This is a genomic window from Kocuria salsicia, from assembly GCF_039532055.1.
GTDB lineage: Bacteria > Actinomycetota > Actinomycetes > Actinomycetales > Micrococcaceae > Kocuria > Kocuria salsicia.
The window spans coordinates 1-25,106 of sequence record NZ_BAAARF010000010.1 but is presented as its reverse complement, the minus strand read 5'-3'; the positions used below and the strand labels follow the sequence as shown (position 1 = coordinate 25,106).

Here is a 25,106-nt window from a genome sequence, read left to right as displayed (position 1 = left end):
GCTGTTGCCGTCGGCCTACGCGAGGCCGACGAGAACGTGCTCGTCCGTCAGTCGCAACGTCATGGCCATGAGAGCCATGGTGTCGGGGCGGTATCACCCTGGGGGGATAGGGACGACCGCAGAAGTCAGGACCTGCCCCCACCCACGGGCGCCCGCATCCGCAGGCCCTTGGGCGTCTGGTAGAAGCCGCCCGCGAGCAGCCCGTCCCGCACCGCGGTGACCAGTTCCTCCGAGGAGAGCACCGAGTCCCCGTTGACCTTCTCCACCACCAGGGAGTCCACGGCTTTGCGCTGCACCAGACCGGCAACCGCCTCCGCCGCGAGGTGCAGCAGGCCCGCATCCGCGACGAACGCCAGCGCCGTCTTCCCACCGCGTTCCAGATACAGGGTGAGCGCACCGTCCACGAGCACCACCACGGCACCGGCCTTGCGCCCCGGCCGGTGCTTCGTGCTGGACTCCAGCACCACCGCCTCCGGCCAGTCCAGTGCGGCGCCGTACGGGTTCGCGGGGTCCGTGGCCGCCAGGGCGAGGACCTGGGGCCCTGCCTTGCGGGCGTCGTCGTCGTCCGTGAAGCTGCGCAGCACGTCAACCGTTGCCGGTTGCGTGAACTGGGCGGCACCGAGACCCTCGATGAAGTAGCCGCGCCGCGCCCGCCCCGCGTCCTCCAGGGCACGCAGCACCTTGTAGACGGTCGAGAAACCGCCCGGCACGTCCTCCACCGACACGGGTCCGCGCGTGAGGATCCCGTAGCGGTCCAGCAGCAGCTCCGCCTGGGCCTGTGCCCGCACGGTGGAGTTCAGCGGCTCCGGGCGCAGCGCAGACCACCGGCCCGCCGTCGTGCGCTCCTCGCCGCCCCCGGAGGCACGCGCCACGCGCGTGCCGGACGGAGCCGCGTCGTCGGAGGAACCCGCGGGGTCGAAGTCGGCCGGACCACGACCCACCGCGCGCAACCGCGCCGCACCCCGGCGCCCGGCTGAGCGGGAACGCCCCGGCCGCTTGGGCGTCTTGTGCGCGGAGTGACCACCGGAGATCAGCGCGCGCACCGGGGCGTACGTGTCGTTGGTGATCAGCCCCGCCCACAGCAGGTTCCACAGCGCAGTGCGCAGCTGGGGCATGTCCACGCTCACGCCCGCGGCGGCGAGGGGCTGGATCAGCTGCCACGCGAAGTACGCGCCACCGCCCTGCAGGACCGTCAGCAGCTCCCGTTCGAGCGCAGAGTCCAGGGCTTCCGCGGTGGCGTCCAGCTGCGCAACGGGCGGCAGCGAGAGCTCCGCGGACTCGGCCAGGTGGAACGCCACCCAGCCGTCCTCGGTACCCAGGGACCCTGCGCCGGAGAAGATGACCTCGCCCGTGGCCATGAGCTCGTCCAGCATGGCGGGCCGGTAGTCCACCACACGCTGCGCGAGCACGAGCGGCTCCCACGCGGACGCCGGGATCGGCACCCCGGCGAGCTGGTCGATCACGGTCATCACCCCGTCCAGCCCGCGCAGCTGGTGCCCCTTCACGGCGTGCTGCCACGCAGGCAGGAACGTGGCGTACGCCTGCGGGTCCACCGGCTCCACGTCCGCGCGCAGGGCCGCCAGCGAACGACGCCGCAGGGTCCGCAGCACCTCGATGTCGCACCACTCCGAGTCCGACGCGGCCGGGTCACCGCTCGGGCGGAACGCCCCCTCGCTCACGCGCCGCTGCCTGGCCAGGGACCGCAGCGCGGACTCCACCACGGCGGGGCCCAGGCTCAGGGCCTGCGCGGCCTCGGCCACACTGAACGGCCCGTGCGTCCGGGCATACCGGGAGACGAGGTCCCCCACGGGATCCGCGACCGGTTCCAGGAACGCGAGCGGAACCCCCATGGGCAGGGGCTGACCGAGCGCGTCCCGCATCCGGGCGGCATCCTCCACCGCGCAGTACACCTCACGCCCGCCCACGCGCAGCACGATCGCGCGGTTGGTGTCCACGAGGGTCTCCAGCAGCTCACGCGCGGTCTCGGGGGCGATCGCCCGGTACGCGGGGTCCTCGGCCCGCTCCGGCTCGTCCTCACCGTCAGGACTGCCCGACGCCAACGCGTCACCGGGGCCACCCACGTGCCCGACCCGGGCGGAGACGGCGGTGCTCGCCGCCTCCGACGCCTCGGTGCTGGGTGCCGGAGTGTCGGGAGGTGCGGCACCTGCCCCGGTGGAGGCGGACCCCGCGGCCGCCGACCCCGCAGGAACGGAACCGTCCCCGCGCAGGCGCAGGGCGGCGTCGTCGGCGGTCATGGGGCCGAGCAGGCGCAGCAGATCCGCTGCACCCTCGACCCCGCGCAGGCGGCGGTCCGGGGCAAGGCGCTGCAGCTGCAGGACGGTGGTCTCGATGACCTCGGGGTCCAGCAGCTCGCGCAACTCGGCGCGGCCCAGCAGCTCGTTGAGCAGGGCCGGGTCCAGGGACAGCGCGGCGGCCTTGCGCTCGGCCAGCGGGGAGTCGCCCTCGTAGAGGAACTGCGCCACGTACCCGAACAGCAGGGTGCGAGCGAAGGGCGAGGGGGAGTCCGTGGTGGTCTCCACCACCCGCAGCTTCCGCCCGGCCAGGTCCCGCTGCAGCTGCAGCAGGGCGGGGACGTCGTACACGTCCTGAAGGCATTCGCGCACCGTCTCCAGGATGATCGGGAACTGCGGGTATTTCCGTGCGACGTCCAGCAGCTGCGCCGAGCGCTGGCGCTGCTGCCACAGCGGCGTGCGCTTGCCGGGGTCCGCGCGCGGCAGCAGAAGGGCGCGGGCTGCGTTCTCCCGGAACCGGGACGCGAACAACGCGGAACCGCCCACCTCCTCGGTGACGATCTGCTCGAGCTCCTCCGGCTCGAAGAGGAACAGCTCCGCACCGGGGGGCTCCTCGTCCGTGGCGGGCACGCGCAGCACGATGCCGTCGTCCGCGGCCTGGGCGGAGGCATCCAGACCCCAGCGCTCGTCCAGCCGGGCACGGACGGCCAGCGCCCACGGCCCGTGCACCGGCGTGCCGAACGGGCTGTGCAGCACCACGCGCCAGTCCCCGAGCTCGTCCCGGAAGCGCTCGACCATCAGCGTGCGGTCGTCGGGAACGTGCTCCGTGGACTCGCGCTGCTCCGCCAGGTACGCCAGCAGGTTGTCCTGCGCCCACTCGTCCAGGCCGGAGGCGGCCAGGCGCTCGCGGGCCTCGGGCGCCGCCGCGCCTGCGAGCTCGCGGGTGAAGCGCCCGACGGCGTGCCCCAGCTCTACGGGCCGCCCCAGTCCGTCCCCGTGCCAGAAGGGCAGCTTGCCCGGAACACCCGGGGCCGGCGCCACGACCACCCGGTTGTGCGTGATCTCCTCGATCCGCCAGCTGGACGCACCCAGGGCGATCACGTCCCCCACGCGGGACTCGTAGACCATCTCCTCGTCCAGCTCGCCCACGCGCTTGGGGGACTTGGAGTCCTGCTCGCCCACGAGGAAGACGGGGAACAGGCCGCGGTCCGGGATCGTGCCGCCGCTGGTCACCGCCAGGCGCAGCGCGCCGGGGCGGGCCTGCAGGGTGCCGGTCTCGCGGTCCCACACCAGGCGTGGGCGCAGCTGGGCGAACTCGTCGGAGGGGTACCGCCCGGCGAGAAGGTCCAGCACGGCGTCGTACGCGGAACGCGGCAGGGAGCGGAACGGGGCGCTACGGCGCACGGTGTCGTACCAGGCCTCCACGTCCACGTCCTCCGCCGAGACCGCGGAGACGGTCTGCTGGGCGAGGATGTCCAGGGGATTTGCGGGCACGCTGAGCGGCTCCAGGTTCCCCGCGAGCATCTGCTCCGCGATCACGGCGGCGTCCCGCACGTCCCCGCGGTGCTTGGGGTAGATCCGCCCGACCGACACCTCGCCCACCTGGTGCCCGGCGCGGCCCACGCGCTGAAGTCCCGACGACGCGGAGAACGGGGCCTCGATCTGCACCACGAGGTCCACGTGGCCCATGTCGATCCCCAGCTCCAGGGAGGACGTGGCCACCACGCAGCGCAGCCGCCCGGTCTTCAGGTCCTCCTCGATCAGGGTGCGCTGGTCCTTGGACACCGAACCGTGGTGCGCGCGCGCGAGCACGGGGGAGGTGCCCTCGTAACGGTTGGTCTGGCGCGGGATTGCGGCGTGTGGTGCGGGTCCGGGGGCGACGGCGCCCCCCTCGACAGCGATTCCCGCGGCCCGCCGCCCGCTCTCGACCAGCAGGCCGTTCAGTGCGTCGCCCACGGCCACGGGATCGCCGCCCTCGCGGTCATTCCCGCCGCCACCGCGAGCCTGCTCGGCGGCGTTCTCCAGACGGAACTCGTGGATCTCGTTGAGCCGCGCGGTCAGCTTCTCCGCGAGCCCGCGCGAGTTGGCGAAGACGATCGTGGAGCGGTGCGCCTCCACGAGGTCCACGATCCGCTCCTCCACGTGCGGCCAGATGGACGCGGTGGCCTGCTGCCCGGGGGCGTCCAGGTTCCCGTCCAGCGCGGCGGAACCATCCGCGGACGGCGACGCCGCCGCCCCGCCCAGCACGGTCATGTCCGGGATCGGCACGGAGACAGTGAGGTCCCACGTCTTCTCGGACGGGGGCCGCACCACGTCCACGGGCTGCGAACCGCCCAGGAACCCGGCCACGGTGTCCACCGGCTCCACGGTCGCCGAGAGCCCGATGCGCTGCGCGGGCCGCTCCAGCAGGTCGTCGAGGCGTTCGAGGCTCACCGCCAGGTGCGCGCCGCGCTTGGTGCCCGCCACGGCGTGGACCTCGTCGATGATCACCGTGTCCACGTGGCGCAGCGTCTCCCGCGCCTTGGACGTGAGCATGAGGTAGAGGGATTCCGGGGTGGTGATGAGGATGTCCGGCGGGTGGGCCAGCAGGGCGCGGCGGATCGCCTGCGGGGTGTCCCCGGAGCGCACGCCCACGGAGATCTCCGGGGGATCGCCCCCGGTGGCCTTCACAGCCTGGGTGATGCCGATCAGCGGCGCACGCAGGTTGCGCTCCACATCCACGCCCAGGGCCTTGAGCGGGGAGATGTAGAGCACCGTGGTGCGGTCCTCGTCCGGGAACTCCTCGCGGTCCGTGCCAGAAGGGGCGCGGAGCCGTGCGGGAGGGGTCTCGGGCGTTCCCGACGCCGTCCGCACACTGCCCGCGGGAACGGCACCAGACGCCGCGGTGTCGTCGTCGGAGGTGCCAGAGGGGAGTGCCGACGCGGACTTGGCGCCGAGCAGGCGGTCGATGGACCACAGGAACGCGGCCAGTGTCTTGCCGGAGCCGGTGGGGGCCACCACGAGGGCGTGGTGGCCCGCCGCCACGGCCTCCCATGCACCGCGTTGGGCGGCCGTGGGGCCGCCGAACGCGGCCCCGAACCACTGCGCGGTCGCAGGGGAGAAGAGGTTCAGAACCGGATCAGGACCCAAATGCCCTGACCTGCAGCTGGGAGACCTTCGGGTTGCCGCACGCCTGGCCCGGGTAGGAGAGGACCAGCGAGTCGTAGCTGCCCGGCGGGTAGACGCGCAGGCCCGTGACGTCCTGCGGGTTGCACACCTGCCCGACCACACCGGGCTGGGTGATCTGCAGACTGGACGTGGCCGAGGCGCCCGGCTGCAGCACGACGGCGCCCGCGCCGCCGGTCTCCTCGCGGGAGGCGGGGGCACCCACCGCCGCACCGCTCGCGTTCACGAACGAGACGCCCGGGTAGCCGCTGAGTGTGCAGGGCGTGGAGCCGGTGTTGGTCAGGGTGACGCTCGCGATGACGTGGCCCGCCGCGCCCTGCTGGGGCGCCGCGGAACCGCTGAGCTGGCCCGCCGCGCACGTGCCCGCACCCGCCTGGGCGTCGGCCTTCTGCTGGTCGAACGGGCTGGCCGTGGGCATCCCGACCTCCGGAGCGGAGGCCCTGCGGGTCTCCTCCGGCTCGGACTGGGAGGCCTCGGCGGCCTGTGCAGTCTGCTCGGAGGACGACGGCGTGGGGGACGCCGAGCCGCTCGCGTCCGCGGCGCTGGGGGACGCGGAGCTCGGGGAGGTGCTGCTGCTCGGGGCCGCGGATCCGGACGAGTTCTCGGAGGGGGGGTCGTCCGAAGAGCCGCACGCGGAGAGCACGAGCAGCGCACTCAGCGCGGTCACGGCAAGCAGCGGACGGGTGGCGGAACGGGTGCCCCTGGGGGTGGGCGATGTGGTGATCATGGCAACAGTGTCCTACTTTTCAGCCCGCAATGCGGCACGCATCACCTGTGCCAGGTGAACTCCTTCCGCATCCGTGCCCTGCGCGATCTGCGTGCGGCACGAGAAGCCGTCCGCCAGCACGATCGTCCCGGGCTCCGCGGAACGGATTGCGGGGAACAGGTTGCGCTCGCCGAGGCGCTGGGAGACCTCGTAGTGACCCGGCTCGAATCCCCAGTTCCCAGCGAGCCCGCAGCACCCGCCGCCCACCACGGTGGTGTCCACACCCAGCTCGCCCAACACCGTCAGCTCCGGCGAGTAGTCCCCCAGGGACTTCTCGTGGCAGTGCACCTGGCATACTGCGCTGCTCGGTCCCTGGCGCGTCTGCAGCGTGTCGAACGGCCAGTCCCCGCCGTCCTGCAGGTGCTTCGCCGCGAACTCCCCCAGGGACACGGTCAGCCCGCGCACCGCGTGGGCCCGCGGGTCTTCCGGCAGCAGCTCGGTGATCTCGTGCTGCAGCATCACCGTGCAGGAGGGCTCCAGCCCGATGATCGGGTACCCCGCCTCGATCAGCGGCGCCATCACGTCCAAGGTCTGCAGCAGCGTCCGGCGGGTCATGTCCAGCTGGCCGGTGGAGTGCCACGTGAGCCCGCAGCACACGTTCCCCATGGGCATCAGCACGCGGTAGCCCATGGCCTCGAGCACCTCCACGGCGGCCTTGCCAGGTCCGTCCGCGGAGAAGTTGGTGAAGGTGTCCGGCCACAGCACCACGGACGGCTGCTCGTTCGACGACGACGCCCGCGCGCCACCGCGTGCCCGGCCCGCCGCGGCGTCGTGCCGGGTGCGGTCCCTGAACCACGAGGTCAGGGGCGTGTCGTTGAAGCGGATCATGCGCCGTCGTGGCTCGATCCCACCGAGCTTCTTGGTCAGTGCCTCCACCGGGGCGAACCGCTCCAGAACGTTGACCGCACGCAGGGAGCCGGGGACGGCCGTGGCGATACGCATCAGCAGCGGCATCCACCCCATGGTCAGGTGGGCCATGGGGCGGCGGTTGCGCCCCACGAAGGAGGTGAGGCCCTGGCGGAAGTGGTGGTGCAGGAACTCGGCCTTGTAGGTGGCCATGTCCACGTTCACAGGGCACTCGGTGGCGCATGCCTTGCAGGACAGGCACAGGTCCAGGGCCTCGTAGGTCTCCTTGGACTTCCAGCCGTCGGTGAGGTGCTCGCCGCGCAGCATCTCCGCGAGGGAGCGCATGCGCCCGCGGGTGGAGTGCACCTCGTCCCCCGTGGCGTGGAAGGAGGGGCACATGGCACCACTGTCCGAGCGGCACGCGCCCACGCCCACGCAGCGGTTCACGGCCTGGCCGAAGGAGCCGCCGTCGTGCGAGAACGCGTGCACGGGCGTGAGGTCGAAGGTCCGCGCACCGGGACCGGGGCGGATGCCGCGGTCCATGGGCTCGGGGTCCACGAGCACCCCGGGGTTGAAGACGTTGTCAGGGTCGAAGATCCGCTTGTACCGGGCGAAGGTCTCCAGCGCCTCGGGCGTGTAGATGGTGCCCAGCAGCTCCGAGCGGGCGCGGCCGTCACCGTGCTCGCCGGAGACCGATCCGCCGTAGCGGTGCACAAGTTCCGCCGCGCGTTCGATGAACTCCCGGTACTGCGCCACTCCCGGCTCGGTGTTGAAGTCGAAGGAGATGCGGATGTGCACGCAGCCCTCGCCGAAGTGCCCGAAGGGGATGCCGCGCAGGCCCATCTCTTCCAGCAGGCGGTAGAGGTCCCCCAAGTACTCGCCCAGCCGCGCCGGGGGCACTGCGGAGTCCTCCCAGCCGGGCCACGCCTCGCCGCCGTCCGGCAGGCGGGTCACGATGCCCGCGCCGGCCTCGCGGATGTGCCACAGGGCGCGGGCCCGGGCCGGATCGCCAACCACCACGGAGTCGACGACGGCGTCCCCAGCCAGGGCGGGCAGCGTGCGGGCCGCTTCCAGCGCCTCCTCGGGGGTGTTTCCGGCGACCTCGCAGTAGAGCCACCCGCCGCCGCTGGGCAGCTCCTGGCCGGCGTTCTCCTGACCCGGACGGGTGCGCAGCGCGTCGAGGAGGTCCGAGCCCATGCCCTCGATGGTCGTCACGCCCCTGACCCGGAACGACGGGGCGGCGGTGGCCGCCGCGATCGCGTCCTCGAAGCCCATCACCGCCAGCGCTGTGTGCGCGGGCCTGGGCACGAGCTTCACGGTGAGCTCGGTGATGATCCCGCACGTGCCCTCGGACCCGGCGAAGGCCTTGGCCGTGTCGAAGCCGTTCTCCCGCAGCAGGTAGTGCAGCCCGTAGCCCGAGACCTGGCGGGGGAACTGTCCCAGCTCTGTGCGCAGCATGGCCAGGTGGGAGTCCCGCAGCTGCTCAAGCTGTGAAGTCAGCGCGGCGTCCGAGGTGCCACCGGCATCCAGGGTGACCAGGCGCCCGTCGGCGAGCATGACCGTGAGCGAGACGAGGTTCGCGGCGCTCGTGCCCCACGCCACCGAGTGGGAGCCGCACGCGTTGTTGGCCACCATCCCGCCCACGGTGCAGCGCGAGTGCGTGGAGGGATCCGGACCGTAGGTGAGGCCGAACTTGGAGGCGGCGTCCCGCAACTGGTCGCAGACCACACCGGGTTCGATCCGCGCCGTGCGGGCGGCGGGGTCGATCTCCAGTATGCGGTTGAAGTGGCGGGAGGTGTCGACCACCAGACCCTCGCCGATGGCGTTGCCCGCCACGGACGTGCCACCGCCGCGGGAGATCACGGGCCAGCCGTTCTCCCGCGCGGTGGCGAGCAGCTCCCGGACCTCCTGCACCGAGCGCGGCTCCGCCACGGCCCGGGGCAGCCTGCGGTAGATCGAGGCGTCCGAGACGTAGGCGGCGCGGGTGGTGAGATCCTCCCGGAGAGTTGTCATGCCCCAACTTTCGTCCACGGGACGCGAGGTTTCCAACTCCGTGTCAGTAAGCGGGACTCACCACTCCGGGGCGATCGTGATCTCCGCGCCCTCGAGGTCCTCGGACCACTCCACCTGGCAGGTGAGGCGGGAGTTGTCGTGGCGGGTGTCGTCCAGCATCTCGAGGAGGTCCTCCTCCTCCTCGTTGGGGCCGCCCGTCTTCACGAACGCCTCCTGGTTCAGGTAGGAGTGGCACGTGGAGCAGGACGCGTTGCCGCCGCACGTGGCCAGGATGGGGAACTTGTGGCGGGTGAGGCACTCCATGAGCGACTCGTAGTCCTTCCACTCCACGCCCTCGGTGCGCTCGCCCTCGCGGTCGGTCACATTGATCAGGATGCTGCTCACGTGCTGGGACCTCCTGGGGTGCTACCCCGTCCGGAATCTTCTGGGAACCAGCCGCTATTCTAGGGTTGCCCGTCAACTTCGGCCCCATCGGATGGCGAAGTGTGATGAGCCCCGCCCCGCGCCGGGGCGGTGCCCCTCAGCCCATGCGGCGCACGGTCAGCGCCTGGGCCACCCGTCCCACAGGGCCCTGCTCGTCGAAGAGCTCCGAGTGGGTCAGGCCCACGCCGTCCCCGCCGAACTCCACGTTGGTGTCCAGGCCCACCCATGCGGAGACGGGGGCGCGGAACATGTGGATGGTGAGGTCCACGTTGGGGAACGCCCACGGGCCGATCTCCACGCGGGGCGCCAGACCGTTGGCGGCGTCCACCGCGCTGATGAACTGGGCGGTGGGTGAGGAGTCCTCGCCCTCCACCACGGCCTTGCTGATCCGCAGCCAGCCCGCGCCGCTGCCCGGGCGGGGCATGCGCGCCACGCGGGCCTCGAGGGAGCCGATGTAGCCGCCGCCCCACTGCTCGTACATGTTCAGCTCCTCGCACTGCTCCAGCGGGGTGAGCGGTTCGATCTCGCCGCCCGCCACGTCCTGGGTGTCCGAGGTCTTCAGCCGCCACATGCTCAGCCGGATGCAGTCCCGCCCGCCGCTGCTCATGGTGGCCTCGACCAGCTCGATGGTCTTGCCCGGGCGCAGCACGCGGGTGTGCACCTCGATCTCGCCGCCGGCGATGAAGCCCAGGATGTCGAACGAGAACCGCACCGGGATCATGTCCTCACGCGGGTGGTTGCGCTCGATCTCGTGCACCAGCAGCCCGGAGGACGCCGCCATGTGCTGCTCCAGGGGGCTCCACGCGCCCTGTGTGTACACGGTGGTGCGGAAGCTGTGCTCCCCGGTGCGGATGTAGTGGGCGTCCGGGGTGTCCTCGCCGTTCACGCCCAGGTGGCCCACGGGCTGCTCGTCGCTCATGCTCTGATCCTCTTCCTGTCCGGGCCGTGGGTGCGCGGCGCGTCCCAGGGGACACCCCCATCCACGACCGAAGTGTGTGCCGGATTACACCCTAGGGGGAGGGCCGTGTGAACGCCTACCGGCGCGTAGCGCGGGCTCGCGCCTGCCTCGCAGAAGTTCTCGGCGAGTCGAGCACCTGTCCCGGACTCCGGGTGAGATCAGGGCAGGGCCAGCCTGAACACCTTGCGCCACGCCTGGAAGACCTGCTGGGGCAGCGGGCCGGAGGTGTACCGGATCCCGTACTGCCGGCAGATCTCCCGCACGCGCGGTGCGATCTGGGACAGCCTGTTGGAGGGCATGTCCGGGAACAGGTGGTGCTCGATCTGGAAGGACAGGTTGCCGCTCATGAAGTGCATGAGGCGGGAGCCGTCGATGTTCGCGGATCCCATGGCCTGCCGCCGGTACCAGTGCCCCCGCGACTCGTTCTCCACCTCGTCCTCCGTGAAGGTCTCCGCGCCGTCCGGGAAGTGGCCGCAGAAGATCACCGCGTGCGCCCACACGTTGCGGATCACGTTCGCCGCCAGGAAGCCCTTGATCGACGCCTTCCCCGACCCGGTGAGGGATGCCAGCAGGGGGGAGACCAGGAAATCCTTCGCGGACTGCCTCCCGAGCTTCTTCATCACCCGCTTGAAGTCCTCCCAGGTGGCTCGGCCGGACTTGGTCCCGGCGCGGAACCGGTCCAGCTCCACGTCGTAGATGGCGATCCCCCACTCGAACGCCGGGGCCAGCAGGAGATTGATCACGGGATTGAGCAGGTTCACGGGCCGCCACGGCTGGTCCGGGTCCATGCGCAGCACGTTGTACCCCACGTCCCGGTCCTTGCCGAGCACGTTGGTCCAGGTGTGGTGGAGATCGTTGTGGGTGCGCTGCCAGCCGGCGGACGGTGCCACGAAGTCCCACTCCCACGTGGTGGAGTGGATCTCCTTGTCGTTCATCCAGTCCCACTGACCGTGGAGCACGTTGTGGCCGATCTCCATGTTCTCCAGGATCTTGCCCACGCTGAGGCAGCCCACGCCGGTCCACCACAGGGGCTTGTGGCGGGAGAAGAGCATGCAGGCGCGTCCGGTCATCTCCAGGCTGCGCTGCAGGGCCACCACGCGGCGGATGTAGCGGGCATCCGACTGGCCGCGTTGGGAGAGGATCTCCTCCCGCACGGTGTCGAGCTCGACCGCGAGCTCGTCGAGTTCCCGCTCGGTGAGCTGGAGCGGATCACGAGGAGGCCGGGGTGCCGGCGAGGTGGCCGTGGCAGCGGAGGGTGCGGATGGTGCGAGCGTCAAGGGGTGCTCCTTCATTCCATGGGGTTGCCCGCCGGGGGATCGGTGCCGGCGGGAAGAGCGGGGTTTTCTCAGGCGTCGAAGACGGCGTAGGGGGCGGGGCGGGTCACACAGGTCTGGACGGGACCGGGCTCCCGGTGCAGCTCCCCGGTGCGGATGTTCGTCACGGCCCCGTCCGTCAGGGGGATCAGGCAGCTGTGGCAGATGCCCATCCTGCAGCCGTGGGGCAGCGGGTGCTCGGCGTGCTCGGCGGCCTCCAGAATGGTCTCGCCCTCACCCACCCCCACCGTGAGGTTGCTGCGCTCCAGACGGATCTCTCCACGCCGCCCGTCGGTGGGGGCGCGCGTCACGTTGAATCTTTCCACCACGGGGGCGCGCCCGGAACCGTCTCCCAGGTTCTCCACGGCCGTCACGAAGGAATCCGGGCCGCACGCGTACGTGGTGCGCTCGGGGTGGTCGGGACACAGCGCCGTCATCGTCGCCGCGTCGAAGGCGTCCAGCCGGCCCCGTTCCTCGGTGAACCAGAAGACGGGACGGAGCCCGGGGAACTGGTCCGCGAGCTCCAGGATCTCGTCGTGGAAGATGCACGACTCCCGGTTCCTGGCCACGTAGACCAGGACCACGTCGTGATCCGGTCTGCGCGGCATGAGGGTCCGCAGCATGGACATCACCGGGGTGATGCCGGAACCGGCCACCATGAAGAGCAGCGCCGTGGGCATCTCCGGGAGGATGAACTGCCCCTCCGGGCGCTCCAGGTACAGCACGTCCCCGGGGGCGGCCCGGTGCACGAGGTGCTCGGACACGGTCCCCTGGGCCCTGACGGTGATCGAGGGGTCGCCCTGCTCGGGAGCGCTGAGGGAGTAGGGGCGCCAGATCCGCTTCCCGTCCACCTCTACGCCGATCCGCGCCCACTGGCCCGCGCGGTGCGGGATCCAGCCGTCGCCGGCGGTGAAGAACGCGGTCACGGTGTCGGGCGTCTCTCGGTGGATGCGGGTGATCCGCCCGCGCGTGTAGTGGGCGCTCGAGAGTGCGCCGAAGAGTTGTGCGAACGAGCGCGGATCCTGGGGGTAGCTCAGGATGCCGGCTGCTGTGTGGAGGAATCTCACGATCCCGGAGCGGCCCATGCCCAAGTTCTATCCGATTGATAAGCAGGCAGGCAATCCCTGCGGGCCCTTTTCATCCTTCGGGCTTCCTGGACGCTCTGCGGCGTGGTGCTCCCCTGCAACGGAGAACACCCCGAACCTGAGGTTCGGGGTGTTCTCGGAGTCCCTGATCGGGACAGTGGCGGTGACGGTGGGATTTGAACCCACGTTGGCTTTGACACCAAACATCATTTCGAGTGATGCACCTTCGGCCGCTCGGACACGTCACCAGCTTCCAGCACCTTACAGGCCGAGACGCAACCCCTCCAAACCGGAGCCCTGGGCTGGCAGGCTGCGCGGCGGCGTCGGGGAATGCGGCGCTCAGCGGTGGGTGCGGAAGAACTCGCGCAGCAGAGCGGCGCACTCGTCCTCGCGCACGCCGCCGGTGACCTCCACCCAGTGGTTGAGGCGGGGGTCCCGCACGATGTCGAACACCGAGCCGCACGCCCCGGCCTTGGGGTCCCACGCGCCGAATACCACGGTGGGCACGCGGGCGAGCACGACCGCCCCGGCGCACATGGCGCACGGCTCCAGGGTGACGACGAGGGTGCACCCCTCCAGCCGCCACTCACCGCGGTGCGCCGCCGCCTCGCGCAGGGCGAGCACCTCCGCGTGCGCGGTGGGGTCCCCGCACTCCTCGCGGCGGTTGCGCCCGGTGCCGATCACCCGCCCGTCCGCGTCCAGCACGACGGCGCCGATGGGCACGTCCCCGGACGCGGCCGTGAGTGCGGCCTCGGAAAGCGCCAGGTCCATCCAGCCCTCGAGCTGGATGGACCTGGCGGTGTGCGGAAGAGCCATGCGACTCAGCGCTGCACGCTGTTCTGGTTGAACCAGGCGGTGGTGGGGGCCTTGTACGCGGTGACGATCCAGAGGATGTCCACGACGATCTTGACGACCCCCAGGACGATGCCTGCGATGTAGATGCCGGTGCTCATGCCGCTGGTGCCACTGAACAGGCCGAAGATGCCGGACAGGATGGCAATGGCGGCGAACACTGTACCCAGGATGCGGGCCCAGTTCCGGCCCTTCTTCAGGTTGAAGTAGACCAGCAGGTACAGGCCGATGGAGATGATGAGACCGATGACGCCGACCACCGTGCCCATGGTGCCCACCATCCGGGCCACGTCTGCGGCGCCGGCCTGCGATGCGGCGGCGCCCCCCTGCTCGCGCAGCAGGGCGTCCGTGTCCGCGGTGAGGACTCCGATGATGCTGAGGATGCTGCTCAGCACGGAGATCCCCAGCGACACCAGCGTCAGCTTGAGCAGCCGGTCGATCGTGGAGGGGCGCTCCATCAGGCCGGTGTACTGCCCGGGGTTGTACTCCGCGGTGCCGTACTTGCCGCCGGCCTGGCCGTACTGCTGGCCGGAGGGCTGGCCGTTGGGGCCATCCTGCCGTGCGCCGTTGACCGCGCCCTGGCCGTAGGGCATGGGCTGGCCGGACTGTGCGGGGCCGGGCTGTCCGGGGACGCCGGACTGCGGGTTCTGCGGTTCGTTCGGAGTGGTGCTCATGACTGCCGCCCTTTCATGTGGTGGTGCGAGTGGTGGTGCAGGTGTGGGGGGTCACTCGTAGCGCAGGGCGGTGATGGGGTCCTGGCGGGCGGCCCGCACGGCGGGAATGGTGCCGGCCAGGAAGGCGATGAACATGACCGAGAGGATGATCAGGGCGATGTTCACGGGGTTGAACAGGAACAGGCTCAGCCCGGGCAGCGAGGACAGCAGCCCGTTGGAGAGCACCCCGCTGAGGATGCTCCCGGCCGCCACGGCCACGCCGGCGCCGATCGCGGAGCCCAGGAAGCCGATGAAGATGGCCTCGAGTGAGAACAGGCCGAAGACCTTCCCGCCGCTCATCCCCAGGGCCTTCATGAGCCCGATCTCCCGGGTGCGCTCCTGCACGGACATCAGCAGCGTGTTGACGATGCCGAAACCGGCCGCCAGCAGCGCGATGATGGCGAAGGAGTTGAGGATCCACACGATCCCGTTGATGACCGCGCGGAACATCCCGAGCTGGTCCTCCACGGTGCTGCCCATCATGCTCTCGTCCGCCAGCTGGGACTTGACGGCACCCAGCTTGGAGGCGTCGTCCACGGTGGCCGTGGCGGTGAAGTAGGAGTTCGGGATCTTCCGGGGGCTGCCAGAGACCTGGTAGTCGTAGAGCTTCTTGTTCAGCCCTGCGGAAGGGATGGGGTTGTCGGAGGAGCCCGCCAGGGACGCCTGGGAGACCCCGGAGACCGTGACGGTGAACGCCTTGTCCTCGTCCACGGCGTTGCCGATGGTGATCTTCACGGTCTTGCCCACGGCGTCCTGGCTGGAGCCCAGCCCCAGCGGCTCCACCCATGAGGCCGGGAGCAGGATCTCGTCCTTCGCGCGGTCCGGCGTCTTCCCAGCCTCGAGCTGCAGGCCGTCCGCTTCCGGGGGAGAGCCCAGGCTCAGCGTGAACTTCTTGCCGTTGGCCGCCTCGAGGTACTTGGGCGTGACCATGTACATGGGGTCCACGGACTCCACCCCGTCGATCTTCTCGATCTTCGCGATGTCCGAGTCGCTCAGCCCGCTCATGGAGCCGAAGCCCATCCGCACGTTGGCGTCGTCCGGGTTGTACTCGGTGGGCCCGTCGTCCTGGCCCGCGCCGGACGTGGACTGCTCGGAGACCTTCTGCACGAACAGGGCGTTGTCGTTGCCGAACGCGGCCACGGTCTTGTCGATGTAGTCGTTGACGCCCGTGCCGATCCCGGAGGTCAGGGTCAGCGTGAACGAGCCGATGAAGATCGCAATCACGGTCAGCACCGTGCGTGCCTTTGACCGGAACGTGTTGCCGATTGCCGTGCGCAGCAGATCGATGAATTTCACGCGGTGGCTCCTGGCTGCTCGGGGGTGCTGGGGGAGGCACTGTGCTTGCCCGTTCGCGGCGGCTGCTGCGCGGCACGGGCGATTTCGGCCACGTCCGCCTCGCTGAGCATCACGATCGCGCCGGTCCGCGGCTCCTTGACGGTCAGCCCGCCCGTGTCCTCACGGGGCGCGGCCTCCGGGGCGCCGTCCCAGGGTGTGCCGGCTGCCTGGGCAGCGGGCGCCTGTGCGGCGTCGTCGGCGGCCGCGGGACCGGGGACGACGCCGCCGCCCGCGGCCTTCTCCGCCTCCGGCACGATCCGCCCGTCCACCAGGTGGATCTGGCGGGAGCAGCGCCGGGCGAGGTCCTCGTCGTGGGTGACGACCACCAGGGTGATGCCCTTGTCCCGGTTAAGACCGAAGAGGATGTCCTCGACCACGCGGGAGGTGGCCGAGTCCAGGTTGCCGGTGGGCTCGTCCGCGAAGATCACGGACGGGTCGTTGATCAGCGCACGGGCGATGACCACGCGCTGCTTCTGGCCGCCGGAGAGGTCCGTGGCCTTGTTCTGGGCCTTGTCCCCCATTTCCAGCTGTTCCAGCGCCGCCAGGCCCCGGCGCTTGCGCTCAGCCGCGGGAACACCGGCGATCTTCAGCGGCAGCGTCACGTTCTCCAGGACCGTCTGGCCAGGGGTGAGGAAGAACTGCTGGAACACGAATCCGAAGGCGGAGTTGCGCAGCTCGTTCAGTTCCTTGGCGCTGAGGTCGTTGGTGGGCCTTCCCTCGAGCGCCACCACGCCGTGCGTGGGTCCGTCCAGCAGGGCCAGCAGGTGCATGAGGGTGGACTTCCCGGAACCCGACTTCCCCACGATCGCCAGCGACTCGCCCTTGCCGATCTCCAGGTTGATGCCCTTGAGGGCGTCGAACCTGGTTTCTCCCCGGCCGTAGATCTTGACCAGATTCTCCGTCTCGAGAACCGGAACCGTCATTCGATGTGTTCCTTCCGGGGGTGTGATGCACAGAACGCTGTCGGGTGACGCTTACGAGAATAGGACACAAGTGTTCGGGAATCCCTCAGGTTCAGCGGTGTGTGATGAATTTGTGATGACGAGCTGGTGCGCGGCACCGGGTGCCGTCGGCCGGTGCCGATCCCTCCCGGCGGCCCCGGGTGGTGAGTGGGCGGGCCGGGCGACTGCTAGATTCTGGGGTATGCGAGTCACCGTCTTGGAGCATCCCCTCGTCGCCCACAAACTCAGCGTGCTGCGCGACAAGGACACGCCGTCGCCCGTGTTCAGGCAGCTGGTGGAGGAGCTCGTAACCCTCCTGGCCTACGAGGCCACCCGGGACGTGCGCGTGGAGACCGTCACCGTGCAGACCCCGGTGGCGCAGACCGAGGGTGTGGCGCTGGCCCGGCCGCGGCCGCTGGTGGTGCCGATCCTGCGCGCGGGGCTGGGGATGCTCGAGGGCATGACCCGTCTGGTCCCCACCGCGGAGGTCGGGTTCCTGGGCATGGCCCGGGACGACGCCACCCTGGACATCATCACCTACGCGGAACGGCTCCCGGACGACCTCACCGGGCGGCAGGTCTACGTGCTGGACCCCATGCTCGCCACGGGCGGCACCCTCAGCGAGGCCATCAAGTTCCTCTACCGCCGCGGCGCCGAGCAGATCACGTGCGTGTGCCTGCTGGCCGCACCCGAGGGGCTGGAACGGCTGAACGGCGAGCTCGAGGATGCCGAGGTGAACGTGGTGCTGGCCTCCGTGGACGAGCGCCTGGACGAGAACGCCTACATCATCCCGGGCCTCGGCGACGCCGGGGACAGGCTCTACGGCGTGGTGGACTGAGGGCCCGGGGCCGCCTCCGGTGCCCCGCTCCCCGCCCTGAGTGGGGATCTCGCACGACTGGTTGACATTCGCTTTCAGGTGTGATTGCTCAAGCTCTCACCTGAGTTTGCTCGGCCGAGTGCAAAAATGCGCGGACTTTCGGTGAGGATTCATCCTCCCTGCGCCCGGCAATGCAACCCTTTTCCGCCAGCGGCTGGTCTGAGCTGCAGACTGTCTCATCATGTGAGAAAAATACGCTTCTATTACTTGCCAGTCTCGACCTTCATCGCCGACGATGTTGATAACGCCGTTTTCCAGGGAACTCACGGGAACGGGGCTTCACGAGGCAGGAGTTCTAATGACAGGCGCACCGGGATACGTCCATATCTCCCAGCGGCACCGCGTGGGCGGCACCCAGGCCCCCGTCCTGCCGCGAGGAGCCCGCCCCGTGGCCGCGACGCCCGAGAAGTACCGCCACCTGCGATCCGTGTCCGCGGAATTCAGTCCCGAGACCCGCAGCGGGGCCCAGCCCGTCGCGGAGCAGCAACCCACCGAGGCGCGCGGCTTCGTGCTCTACGTGGGCGTGGACGAGCAGGCCGCCGCGGACCGCGGCATCAACCTGGTCCAGCTGGTGCAGGACATCCGGCAGTACATCAGCGCCACGGTTCCGGAGTCGGACTCCTACGCCGCCGTCGCGCTCGCCCCCATCAACGCCGAGGGCACGGACCTTGAGGTCGTGCGCAGCGCCCTGGGCGATCCCACGTTCACGGACCCGGTGGTCGAGCCCATCGCACCCCTGCCGGCCAGCGGCGGCGGCACCATCGACTACCAGCGCGTGGGCGTGCTGATCGACCTCTCCCGCCGCGAGGTCTTCCTGGACGGCGATCTGCTCAACCTCACGCACCGCGAGTTCGAGCTGCTCAACTACCTGGTGGAGAACGGCACCCGCACGGTCGGGCGCACGGAGCTGCTGGACAACCTGTGGGGGGACGCGGACGAAGTCCCGTCCGAGCGCACCATCGACGTCCACGTGCGCCGTCTGCGCTCCAAGCTCGGGCGACTGGCCAACACCGTGCGCACCGTGCGCGGGCAGGGCTACCGGTTCTACGACCACCCTGAGGTCGTCGTCTGGGCCGCCCCCGAGTACTCCATCTGACGGGCTGGGCAACCGACGGGTCCAGGGACGCCATCACCACAGGTGGTCGCACGACGACGCCGGGTCGCGGGCCCGGCGTCGTCGTTCCCGGGCTCTGCTGCCCGTGACAGACTGGCTCGCATGACGCGCCACGACCTCAAGCACCTGGTGATCATGCGGCACGGTGAGGCTGACTTCCCGCGGGGGGTTCCCGACCACGACCGGCCGCTGACGCGGCGGGGCGCACGTGAGGCCGCGGACGTGGGGCGGTGGCTCGCGGGTCACGCCGCCCCGGACATGATCCTCACCTCCCCGGCGCTGCGCACGCGCCAGACGGTCACGTGGGTGTGTCACGAACTGGGGGAGAAGGCCCCCACCCCGCAGCTGTGGGAGGGGATCTACAACGCCACGGACGCGCAGCTGGTCGCCGCAGTGAACCACGTGCCCGAGACGGTGCGCACGCTGCTCGTGGTGGCGCACATGCCGGGTGTGCTGGACGCCGTGCTGCGGCTGGCCTCCCGGGACTCGGAACAGGACGCCATGATGGACGCCGCGAACGGGTTCCCCACTGCTGGGACCGCCGTGCTGGAGGTCGCGGGGGACTGGGCGCTGCTCGACGGCGCGGACGCCCGCCTCACGGCGTTCTACGCGCCGCGCGTGTGAGGGCCCCGGCCGTTGGCCGGGCGGCGCTCCCGTGACTCACGGGCGCGGCACAGCAGCAGCACGACCAGCGACGCGCCCAGCGGCACCATGCCCAGCAGGATCAGGTAGATGCCGAGGAAGGCCGTGCCCAGCCCGTCGTCGTCCGGCACCAGCACGATGCCCAGGAACGCGGCGCCCCACAGCACCACGGCGGACCCCATGAGAATTCCCGCGGCGGTCCACAGTGTCCTGAGCGTGCGGTGGAAGGGTCTCATGCGTGATCCGTCCGGTCGGGGTCAGTGCTTGGCCTCACAGGCTACGCCGTCACCGTCGCCGTCCAGGCCCGGGCGGTAGCCCGGCGAGCCCGCGTGGAGGGGCGCCGCGCCGGCGGCACGGGCCTCGGCACAGCGGGAGTAGTAGACATTCCCGCCCGCCACGCCGCCATCCGCCCCGGGAGCCGCTGGCGCGGCGGGGGCCTGCCGCGCCGGGGCCTCGGGTTCCTGGACGGGCGCGGGGGCCTCTGTCAGCGGTGCCGCGACGGGCTCCTCCACCGGGGTCGGCACCGTGCGGGCCTGCGGCAGCGGCTGTTCGGGGCAGGTGTCCAGCACACGCACCATGGCCTTCTTCTCGCCGTCCGTGACCCACAGGTCGTAGCTGCGCTTCACAGCGATCTGCGTGGCCACGTACTCGCAGCGCTCCCCGGCGGCGGGCGGCAGCCACGTCGCGGCGTCCCCGTCCGACTTCTGGTTGTTGGTGGGTCCATCCACGGCCAGCAGGTTGAGGGGGTCGTTCGCCAGCTCGGTGCGCCGGTCCGTGTGGAGCTGCTGGGCACCTTTCTGCCACGCGTCCGACAGTGCAACCACGTGGTCGATCTGCACCTTGGAGCTCGTGTCCTGCCCGGCGGTGAAGTCCACGGTGCCGCCCGAGTAGGGGCTGAGCAGCGTGCCGGTGCGCACCTTGCAGCCGCGCGTGCCGGGTGTGACCTCGATGCCGGTCATGTCCCGGCGCAGGATGTCGTTGCGGGTGTCGCAGCCGTTGTGGTCCGTGTCCGCCCAGCGCGGGCCGAACTCGTCGCGTGAGTAGCCGGTCTTGGGCGCGCGGCCCTTCACGGGCAGCTCGCCGAGGGCGGCCAGGGCCGTTCCTGCCGCGGCGTGCTCGGACGCGTCCTGCGGTTCGTCCCCCGACGACGCCGTGGCGCCAGCGGGTGCCCCGTCGTCCGCGGTCTCGTGGCCGGTGGCTCCGACGCTCGCGGAGGAACCGGAGGTGGGGGAGGCGGGGGACGGCGCCGTCGTGCCCGAGGAACTGGAGGGCGCACCTGGGGAACCGGGGATGGCGCAGCCGGTGAGCACCAGTGTGAGAGCGGCCGCGCCCAGGGCGAACCTGCGGGCGCGGGGGGAGCGGGCGGTGCCGGGGGAAGTCAGGGGGTGCCTCGATCCTCGTGGAGCGGCCGGTGGGGACCGGTCACAGACGAAGGACCCCGCATCCGGTGGATGCGGGGTCCTCATGCGGTGCGCCCGATAGGATTCGAACCTACAACCTTCTGATCCGTAGTCAGATGCTCTATCCGTTGAGCTACAGGCGCCCTTGCTGCGGTGGCCGTGGCCGTTGCAACGGGTAACAACTTACACCTGTGCGTCCCCGGCGACAAATCGCTGGAGGGTGTAGAACGTGCCCGGTGTGGTGTAACTCTCAGTTGGCGTGGGCCCGGTCGCGATAGACTCCAGCCACACCCACGCGCAACCCCGGCGGACCGGTGTGCGGGGCCCCTCCACAGTGGCGTGGGGCGGTGCACGGACCCATCGGATCCTCCGGGACGCGGAATGCACGACGGCCTCAACGAGGAGACATGTCAATGGCTGACAACACCACGGCAACCACCGGGACCACCGAGCTCAGCAGCGAGGTGCGGGACTCGCTTGAGGATCCCCCCACCGACTACCGGGCCCTGACGGACTGGGTGCGGGAGATCGCCGAACTGGCGCAGCCGGAGCGCATCCACTGGGCGGACGGATCCGAGGCCGAGTGGACGCAGCTGACGGACCAGATGGTCGAGGCGGGCACCCTGGTGCGGCTGTCCCAGGAGAAGTTCCCCAACTCCTTCGCCGCGTTCTCGGACCCTGAGGACGTCGCCCGCGTGGAGGAGCGCACTTTCATCTGCACCAAGACGGAGAAGGGCGCGGGTCCCACCAACAACTGGGAGGACCCGCGCGTCATGAAGGAGACGCTCGAGAAGCGTTTCTCCGGTGCCATGCACGGGCGCACCATGTACGTGATCCCGTTCGTGATGGGCTCCCTGGACGCCGCCAAGCCGCAGTACGGCGTGGAGATCACGGACTCCCCGTACGTGGTGTGCTCCATGCGCATCATGGCCACCATCGGCACGCCGGTGCTCGAGAAGATGTCCCAGGACAAGGCCCCGTTCGTGGAGTGCGTCCACTCGCTGGGGGCGCCGCTGCAGCCCGGCGAGGAGGACGTCCCCTGGCCGTGCAACCCGGCCAAGTACATCGTCCAGTTCCCCGAGGACCGCGCCATCTGGTCCTTCGGCTCCGGCTACGGCGGCAACGCGCTGCTGGGCAAGAAGTGCTACGCGCTGCGCATCGCCTCCGCGATCGCCCACGACGAGGGCTGGCTGGCCGAGCACATGCTGATCCTGAAGGTCACGGACCCCGAGGGCGACTCGCGCTTCATCGCGGCGGCGTTCCCCTCCGCGTGCGGCAAGACCAACTTCGCGATGCTCGAGCCCACGGTGCCCGGGTGGAAGGCCGAGATGGTGGGCGACGACATCGCCTGGATCCGCTTCGGCAAGGACCGCACCCCGCGGGTGGTCAATCCGGAGGCCGGCCTCTTCGGCGTGGCCCCCGGCACCGGCTGGTCCACCAACCCGAACGCGATGCACGCGATCGCCCGCGGCAACACCATCTTCACGAACGTGGCGCTGACCGACGACGGTGGCGTGTGGTGGGAGGGCATGACGGACGACGTCCCCGAGCACCTCACCGACTGGAAGGGCCGGGACTGGACGCCCGAGTCCGGGCGTCCCGCCGCGCACCCCAACTCCCGTTTCTGCACCCCCATCAAGCAGGTGGAGATTCTGGCGCCGGAGTACGACGACCCCGAGGGCGTGCCGCTGTCGGCCATCATCTTCGGTGGCCGCCGCAAGACCACCGTGCCGCTGGTCTCCGAGTCCTTCGGCTGGGAGCACGGGGTGTTCCAGGGCGCCACGCTGTCCTCCGAGACCACCGCCGCCGCGAAGGGCGCGGTGGGTGTGGTGCGCCGCGACCCCATGGCCATGCTCCCGTTCATCGGCTATAACGCGAACGACTACCTCGAGCACTGGCTGGACACCGGTGCCCGCATGGGCGAGGAGAACATGCCGCGGATCTACTACGTGAACTGGTTCCGCCGCACTGCGGACGGCGGCTTCGCGTGGCCGGGCTTCGGCGAGAACTCCCGCGTGGTCAAGTGGATCGTGGAGCGGCTCAAGGGCACCGCCGGTGGGCACGAGACACCCGTCGGCATCCTTCCCGCCAAGGAGGACCTGGATCTCGCCGGTCTGGAGATCTCGGACGAGGAGCTGGACGCCGCCCTGCGGGTGGACCGTGACGAGTGGTTGAACGAGCTGCCCGGGATCGACGAGTGGTTCGCCCGCCTGAAGGACGTCCCCGAGGTCATCCTCGAGCAGCGCGCCGGTCTGGAGGAGCGGCTGCGCCAGAGCTGACCGCGGGCACCGGGCGGGAACTTGCGGGGCGAGACACCGCCCGGTGACCGGGATATGATCGCGCCGCGCGGCCAAATGGGCCGCGCGGCGTCGTCGTGCGTGGAAGAGGGCGGCCCGCGAAGAAGGGACAAGTGTGCGGCTGACGGCATTTTCGGACATCGCGCTGCGTGTGCTGCTGCTCATGGGGGGGCTGGCACCGGAGACGATGCTGTCCACCCAGCGGATCGCCGACGGCGTGGGCGCCCCCTACAACCACGTGGCCAAGACCGTGGCCAGGCTGCGCGGCATGGGCCTGCTGTGCTCCCAGCGCGGGCGCTCCGGCGGGGTGATGCTCACGGACGAGGGGCGTGAGGCCCGCGTGGGTCAAGTGCTGCGGGTGCTCGAGGCGGACACCGCCATCGTGGAGTGCGAGGCGGACGAGACCGCCTGCCCCCTGAACCACGGCTGCCGCCTTCGCAGGGCCCTGGCCGGCGCGCGCGAGGCGTTCTACGGGGAACTGGACACGGTGAGCATCGCGGAGCTCGTCAATCCGCGGCAGGTGGGTCCGATCGCCGTGCAGCTGGGTCTGCGACCCCCCGAGCAGCCGGATTCGGGGACGCCCACCTCGGCTATCTAAGTGGCATCTTGAATGCTAAATTGGCTTCCGTCACATGTCGACGAGAGGAAGCCACCATGCTGTCCGAGAAGTCCCGCCCGGTCGTAGAAGCGACCATCGGCATCATCGCCGAACGCATCCCAAACATCACGCCCGTGTTCTACAAGTCGATGTTCGAGGCCCGCCCGGACCTGCTGGACGGGATGTTCAGCCGAGCGAACCAGAAGAACGGCACGCAGCCACAGGCGCTTGCCGGGTCCATCGCGATGTTCGCGTCCCACCTGCTCAACCACCCGGACTCGTACCCGGACGAGGTGCTCTCCCGCGTGGCCCACAAGCACGCCTCCCTGGGCCTGCTGCCCGAGGAGTACCCCACCGTGCACGAGCACCTGTTCGGCGCGATCGCCGCGGACCTGGGGGACGCGGCGACGCCCGAGGTGGTGGCCGCGTGGGACGAGGTCTACTGGCTCATGGCGGACGCCCTCATCAAGATCGAGAAGGGGCTCTACTCCCAGCAGGCCAACGACGTCATGTTCGCGCCCTTCCGCCTGATCTCGAAGGAACCGGTGGCCGAGGGCGTGGTGGCCTTCGAGTTCGAGCCCGCGGACGACACCCCCATGACGCCCTCTGTGGCAGGCCAGTACATCTCCATCCAGGTGGTCGTGATGGACGGCCTGCGCCAGCCCCGCCAGTTCACCCTGGTGCCGAGCGACCCCGGCCACCGGCGGATCGTGGTGCGCGAGGATCCCGAGGGGGAGGTCTCGCCCATCCTGCACGAGGACATCGCGGTGGGTGACGTCCTGGAGATCTCCAACCCCTACGGGGACGTGACCCTGGACCCGGACTTCCACGGCCCGCTCGTGCTCGTCTCTGCGGGCATCGGCATCACCCCGGTGGTGGCGTTCCTGGACCAGCTCGCGCGGGAGGACCCCGAGCGCGAGGTGCTCGTGCTGCACGCGGACCGCTCCGAGGCTGCGTGGCCCGGCCGCGAGCTCGTGCGCGACTACGTCTCCCGCATGCCCAACGCGAAGCTCGTCTCATGGCTCGCCGCCCCGGGCGAGGGGGACTTCGAGGGCCACATGGACGTCTCCCAGGCGGAGATCCCCGAGGGCGCAGAGGTCTTCATGTGCGGGCCCCTGGCCTTCATGCAGTCCGTGCGCTCGCAGCTGGTCGCCGGCGGGGTCCCCGGCCGCGCGATCCACTACGAGATCTTCGGCCCGGACCTGTGGATGCTCCACGACGAGGCCCGCACCGCGGACGCCTGAGTGTCCCGGGGCCTCGTCGTCGGTTCCGCACCCCGACGCCGCGCTGGCCCCACCGAGGCCGCTGGCCCCGCTGCTCCGGCGCCCTGAGCGCGCCGGGGCTCCGCGGGCGAAGCGGATCCGCAGACGACGACGCCGCGCCGGGATCCCGGCAGTTTCTAGTGGTCCTCGCAACGCCCTGAATTTTTGGGGAGTTGCGAGGACCATGGCGTCTCATGAGGTGAAGGACGCGTTCTTCCAGGCACTGGAGCATCTGGAGGGCAGCATCACTGCTG

General features: G+C 70.5%; 19 protein-coding genes and 2 tRNA genes. 6 read left to right on the top strand and 15 right to left on the bottom strand.

What is annotated here, in order from left to right; genetic code table 11:
* Positions 1–125: 125 nt before the first annotated feature.
* The 12 genes from ABD264_RS09210 to ABD264_RS09155 form a co-directional block, all read right to left on the bottom strand.
* Entirely contained in the window at positions 126–5,381 is a 5,256-nt protein-coding gene (locus ABD264_RS09210; RefSeq protein WP_344205670.1) for an Lhr family ATP-dependent helicase, read from the bottom strand.
* On the bottom strand, positions 5,371–6,144 hold the full coding sequence (locus ABD264_RS09205) for a DUF4232 domain-containing protein (RefSeq protein WP_055085538.1): 774 nt from the start codon (positions 6,142–6,144) through the stop codon (positions 5,371–5,373). Before ABD264_RS09205 ends, ABD264_RS09210 begins: the two co-directional genes overlap by 11 nt.
* 12 nt (positions 6,145–6,156) lie before the next feature.
* A complete protein-coding gene (locus ABD264_RS09200) occupies positions 6,157–9,042 on the bottom strand; it encodes an FAD-binding and (Fe-S)-binding domain-containing protein (protein ID WP_303104633.1) in 2,886 nt (961 codons plus the stop codon).
* A 57-nt stretch (positions 9,043–9,099) separates the two neighbouring features.
* The gene (locus tag ABD264_RS09195) at positions 9,100–9,426 is read right to left on the bottom strand and encodes a 2Fe-2S iron-sulfur cluster-binding protein (RefSeq protein ID WP_055085542.1); all 327 of its coding nucleotides are present in this window, start codon (positions 9,424–9,426) and stop codon (positions 9,100–9,102) included.
* 136 nt (positions 9,427–9,562) lie between these two features.
* On the bottom strand, positions 9,563–10,384 hold the full coding sequence (locus ABD264_RS09190) for a thioesterase family protein (RefSeq protein WP_344205665.1): 822 nt from the start codon (positions 10,382–10,384) through the stop codon (positions 9,563–9,565).
* A 197-nt stretch (positions 10,385–10,581) separates the two neighbouring features.
* A complete protein-coding gene (locus ABD264_RS09185) occupies positions 10,582–11,715 on the bottom strand; it encodes a fatty acid desaturase family protein (RefSeq protein WP_425554316.1) in 1,134 nt (377 codons plus the stop codon).
* Between the two features lie 53 nt (positions 11,716–11,768).
* Positions 11,769–12,821 (bottom strand): flavin reductase family protein, encoded by a 1,053-nt coding sequence (locus ABD264_RS09180; RefSeq protein ID WP_344205661.1) that lies wholly within the window; start codon positions 12,819–12,821, stop codon positions 11,769–11,771.
* 158 nt (positions 12,822–12,979) lie between these two features.
* Positions 12,980–13,069, bottom strand: a tRNA-Ser gene (locus ABD264_RS09175).
* 91 nt (positions 13,070–13,160) lie between these two features.
* Positions 13,161–13,637, bottom strand: coding sequence for a tRNA adenosine(34) deaminase TadA (gene tadA / locus ABD264_RS09170; protein WP_110920818.1), 477 nt, complete (start codon positions 13,635–13,637; stop codon positions 13,161–13,163).
* Positions 13,638–13,642: 5 nt separating this feature from the next.
* Positions 13,643–14,347 (bottom strand): hypothetical protein, encoded by a 705-nt coding sequence (locus tag ABD264_RS09165; RefSeq protein ID WP_344205657.1) that lies wholly within the window; start codon positions 14,345–14,347, stop codon positions 13,643–13,645.
* Between the two features lie 51 nt (positions 14,348–14,398).
* Positions 14,399–15,682, bottom strand: a complete 1,284-nt coding sequence (locus tag ABD264_RS09160) for an ABC transporter permease (protein WP_344205655.1) — start codon at positions 15,680–15,682, stop codon at positions 14,399–14,401.
* The gene (locus ABD264_RS09155) at positions 15,679–16,644 is read right to left on the bottom strand and encodes an ABC transporter ATP-binding protein (protein ID WP_344205653.1); all 966 of its coding nucleotides are present in this window, start codon (positions 16,642–16,644) and stop codon (positions 15,679–15,681) included. The genes ABD264_RS09160 and ABD264_RS09155 overlap by 4 nt, the downstream gene beginning before the upstream one ends.
* Positions 16,645–16,864: 220 nt before the next feature.
* On the opposite strand from ABD264_RS09155, the gene upp reads away from it, so the two are divergent.
* The 3 genes from upp to ABD264_RS09140 all read left to right on the top strand — a co-directional run bounded on the left by upp (position 16,865) and on the right by ABD264_RS09140 (position 19,277).
* The gene (gene upp, locus ABD264_RS09150) at positions 16,865–17,500 is read left to right on the top strand and encodes a uracil phosphoribosyltransferase (RefSeq protein WP_144941111.1); all 636 of its coding nucleotides are present in this window, start codon (positions 16,865–16,867) and stop codon (positions 17,498–17,500) included.
* Positions 17,501–17,837: 337 nt separating this feature from the next.
* The gene (locus ABD264_RS09145) at positions 17,838–18,635 is read left to right on the top strand and encodes a winged helix-turn-helix domain-containing protein (protein ID WP_144941109.1); all 798 of its coding nucleotides are present in this window, start codon (positions 17,838–17,840) and stop codon (positions 18,633–18,635) included.
* A gap of 120 nt (positions 18,636–18,755) precedes the next feature.
* Positions 18,756–19,277, top strand: a complete 522-nt coding sequence (locus ABD264_RS09140) for a SixA phosphatase family protein (RefSeq protein ID WP_344205651.1) — start codon at positions 18,756–18,758, stop codon at positions 19,275–19,277.
* On the opposite strand, the gene ABD264_RS09135 is transcribed toward ABD264_RS09140, so the two are convergent.
* From ABD264_RS09135 to ABD264_RS09125, 3 genes are all read right to left on the bottom strand, one after another.
* Positions 19,259–19,531 carry a hypothetical protein gene (locus ABD264_RS09135; protein WP_344205649.1) on the bottom strand — a complete coding sequence of 91 codons (273 nt, stop codon included), beginning with the start codon at positions 19,529–19,531 and terminating at the stop codon, positions 19,259–19,261. The two genes, ABD264_RS09140 and ABD264_RS09135, sit on opposite strands and share 19 nt — an antisense overlap.
* A 21-nt stretch (positions 19,532–19,552) precedes the next feature.
* Positions 19,553–20,605 carry a GmrSD restriction endonuclease domain-containing protein gene (locus ABD264_RS09130; protein WP_344205647.1) on the bottom strand — a complete coding sequence of 351 codons (1,053 nt, stop codon included), beginning with the start codon at positions 20,603–20,605 and terminating at the stop codon, positions 19,553–19,555.
* A gap of 160 nt (positions 20,606–20,765) precedes the next feature.
* Positions 20,766–20,838 (bottom strand) — tRNA-Arg (locus ABD264_RS09125).
* A gap of 270 nt (positions 20,839–21,108) precedes the next feature.
* On the opposite strand from ABD264_RS09125, the gene ABD264_RS09120 reads away from it, so the two are divergent.
* From ABD264_RS09120 to ABD264_RS09110, 3 genes are all read left to right on the top strand, one after another.
* Positions 21,109–22,974 (top strand): phosphoenolpyruvate carboxykinase (GTP), encoded by a 1,866-nt coding sequence (locus ABD264_RS09120; protein ID WP_344205645.1) that lies wholly within the window; start codon positions 21,109–21,111, stop codon positions 22,972–22,974.
* 133 nt (positions 22,975–23,107) lie between these two features.
* Entirely contained in the window at positions 23,108–23,590 is a 483-nt protein-coding gene (locus ABD264_RS09115) for an RrF2 family transcriptional regulator (RefSeq protein ID WP_144941099.1), read from the top strand.
* A 56-nt stretch (positions 23,591–23,646) separates the two neighbouring features.
* Entirely contained in the window at positions 23,647–24,834 is a 1,188-nt protein-coding gene (locus ABD264_RS09110) for a globin domain-containing protein (protein ID WP_344205642.1), read from the top strand.
* Positions 24,835–25,106: the final 272 nt, after the last annotated feature.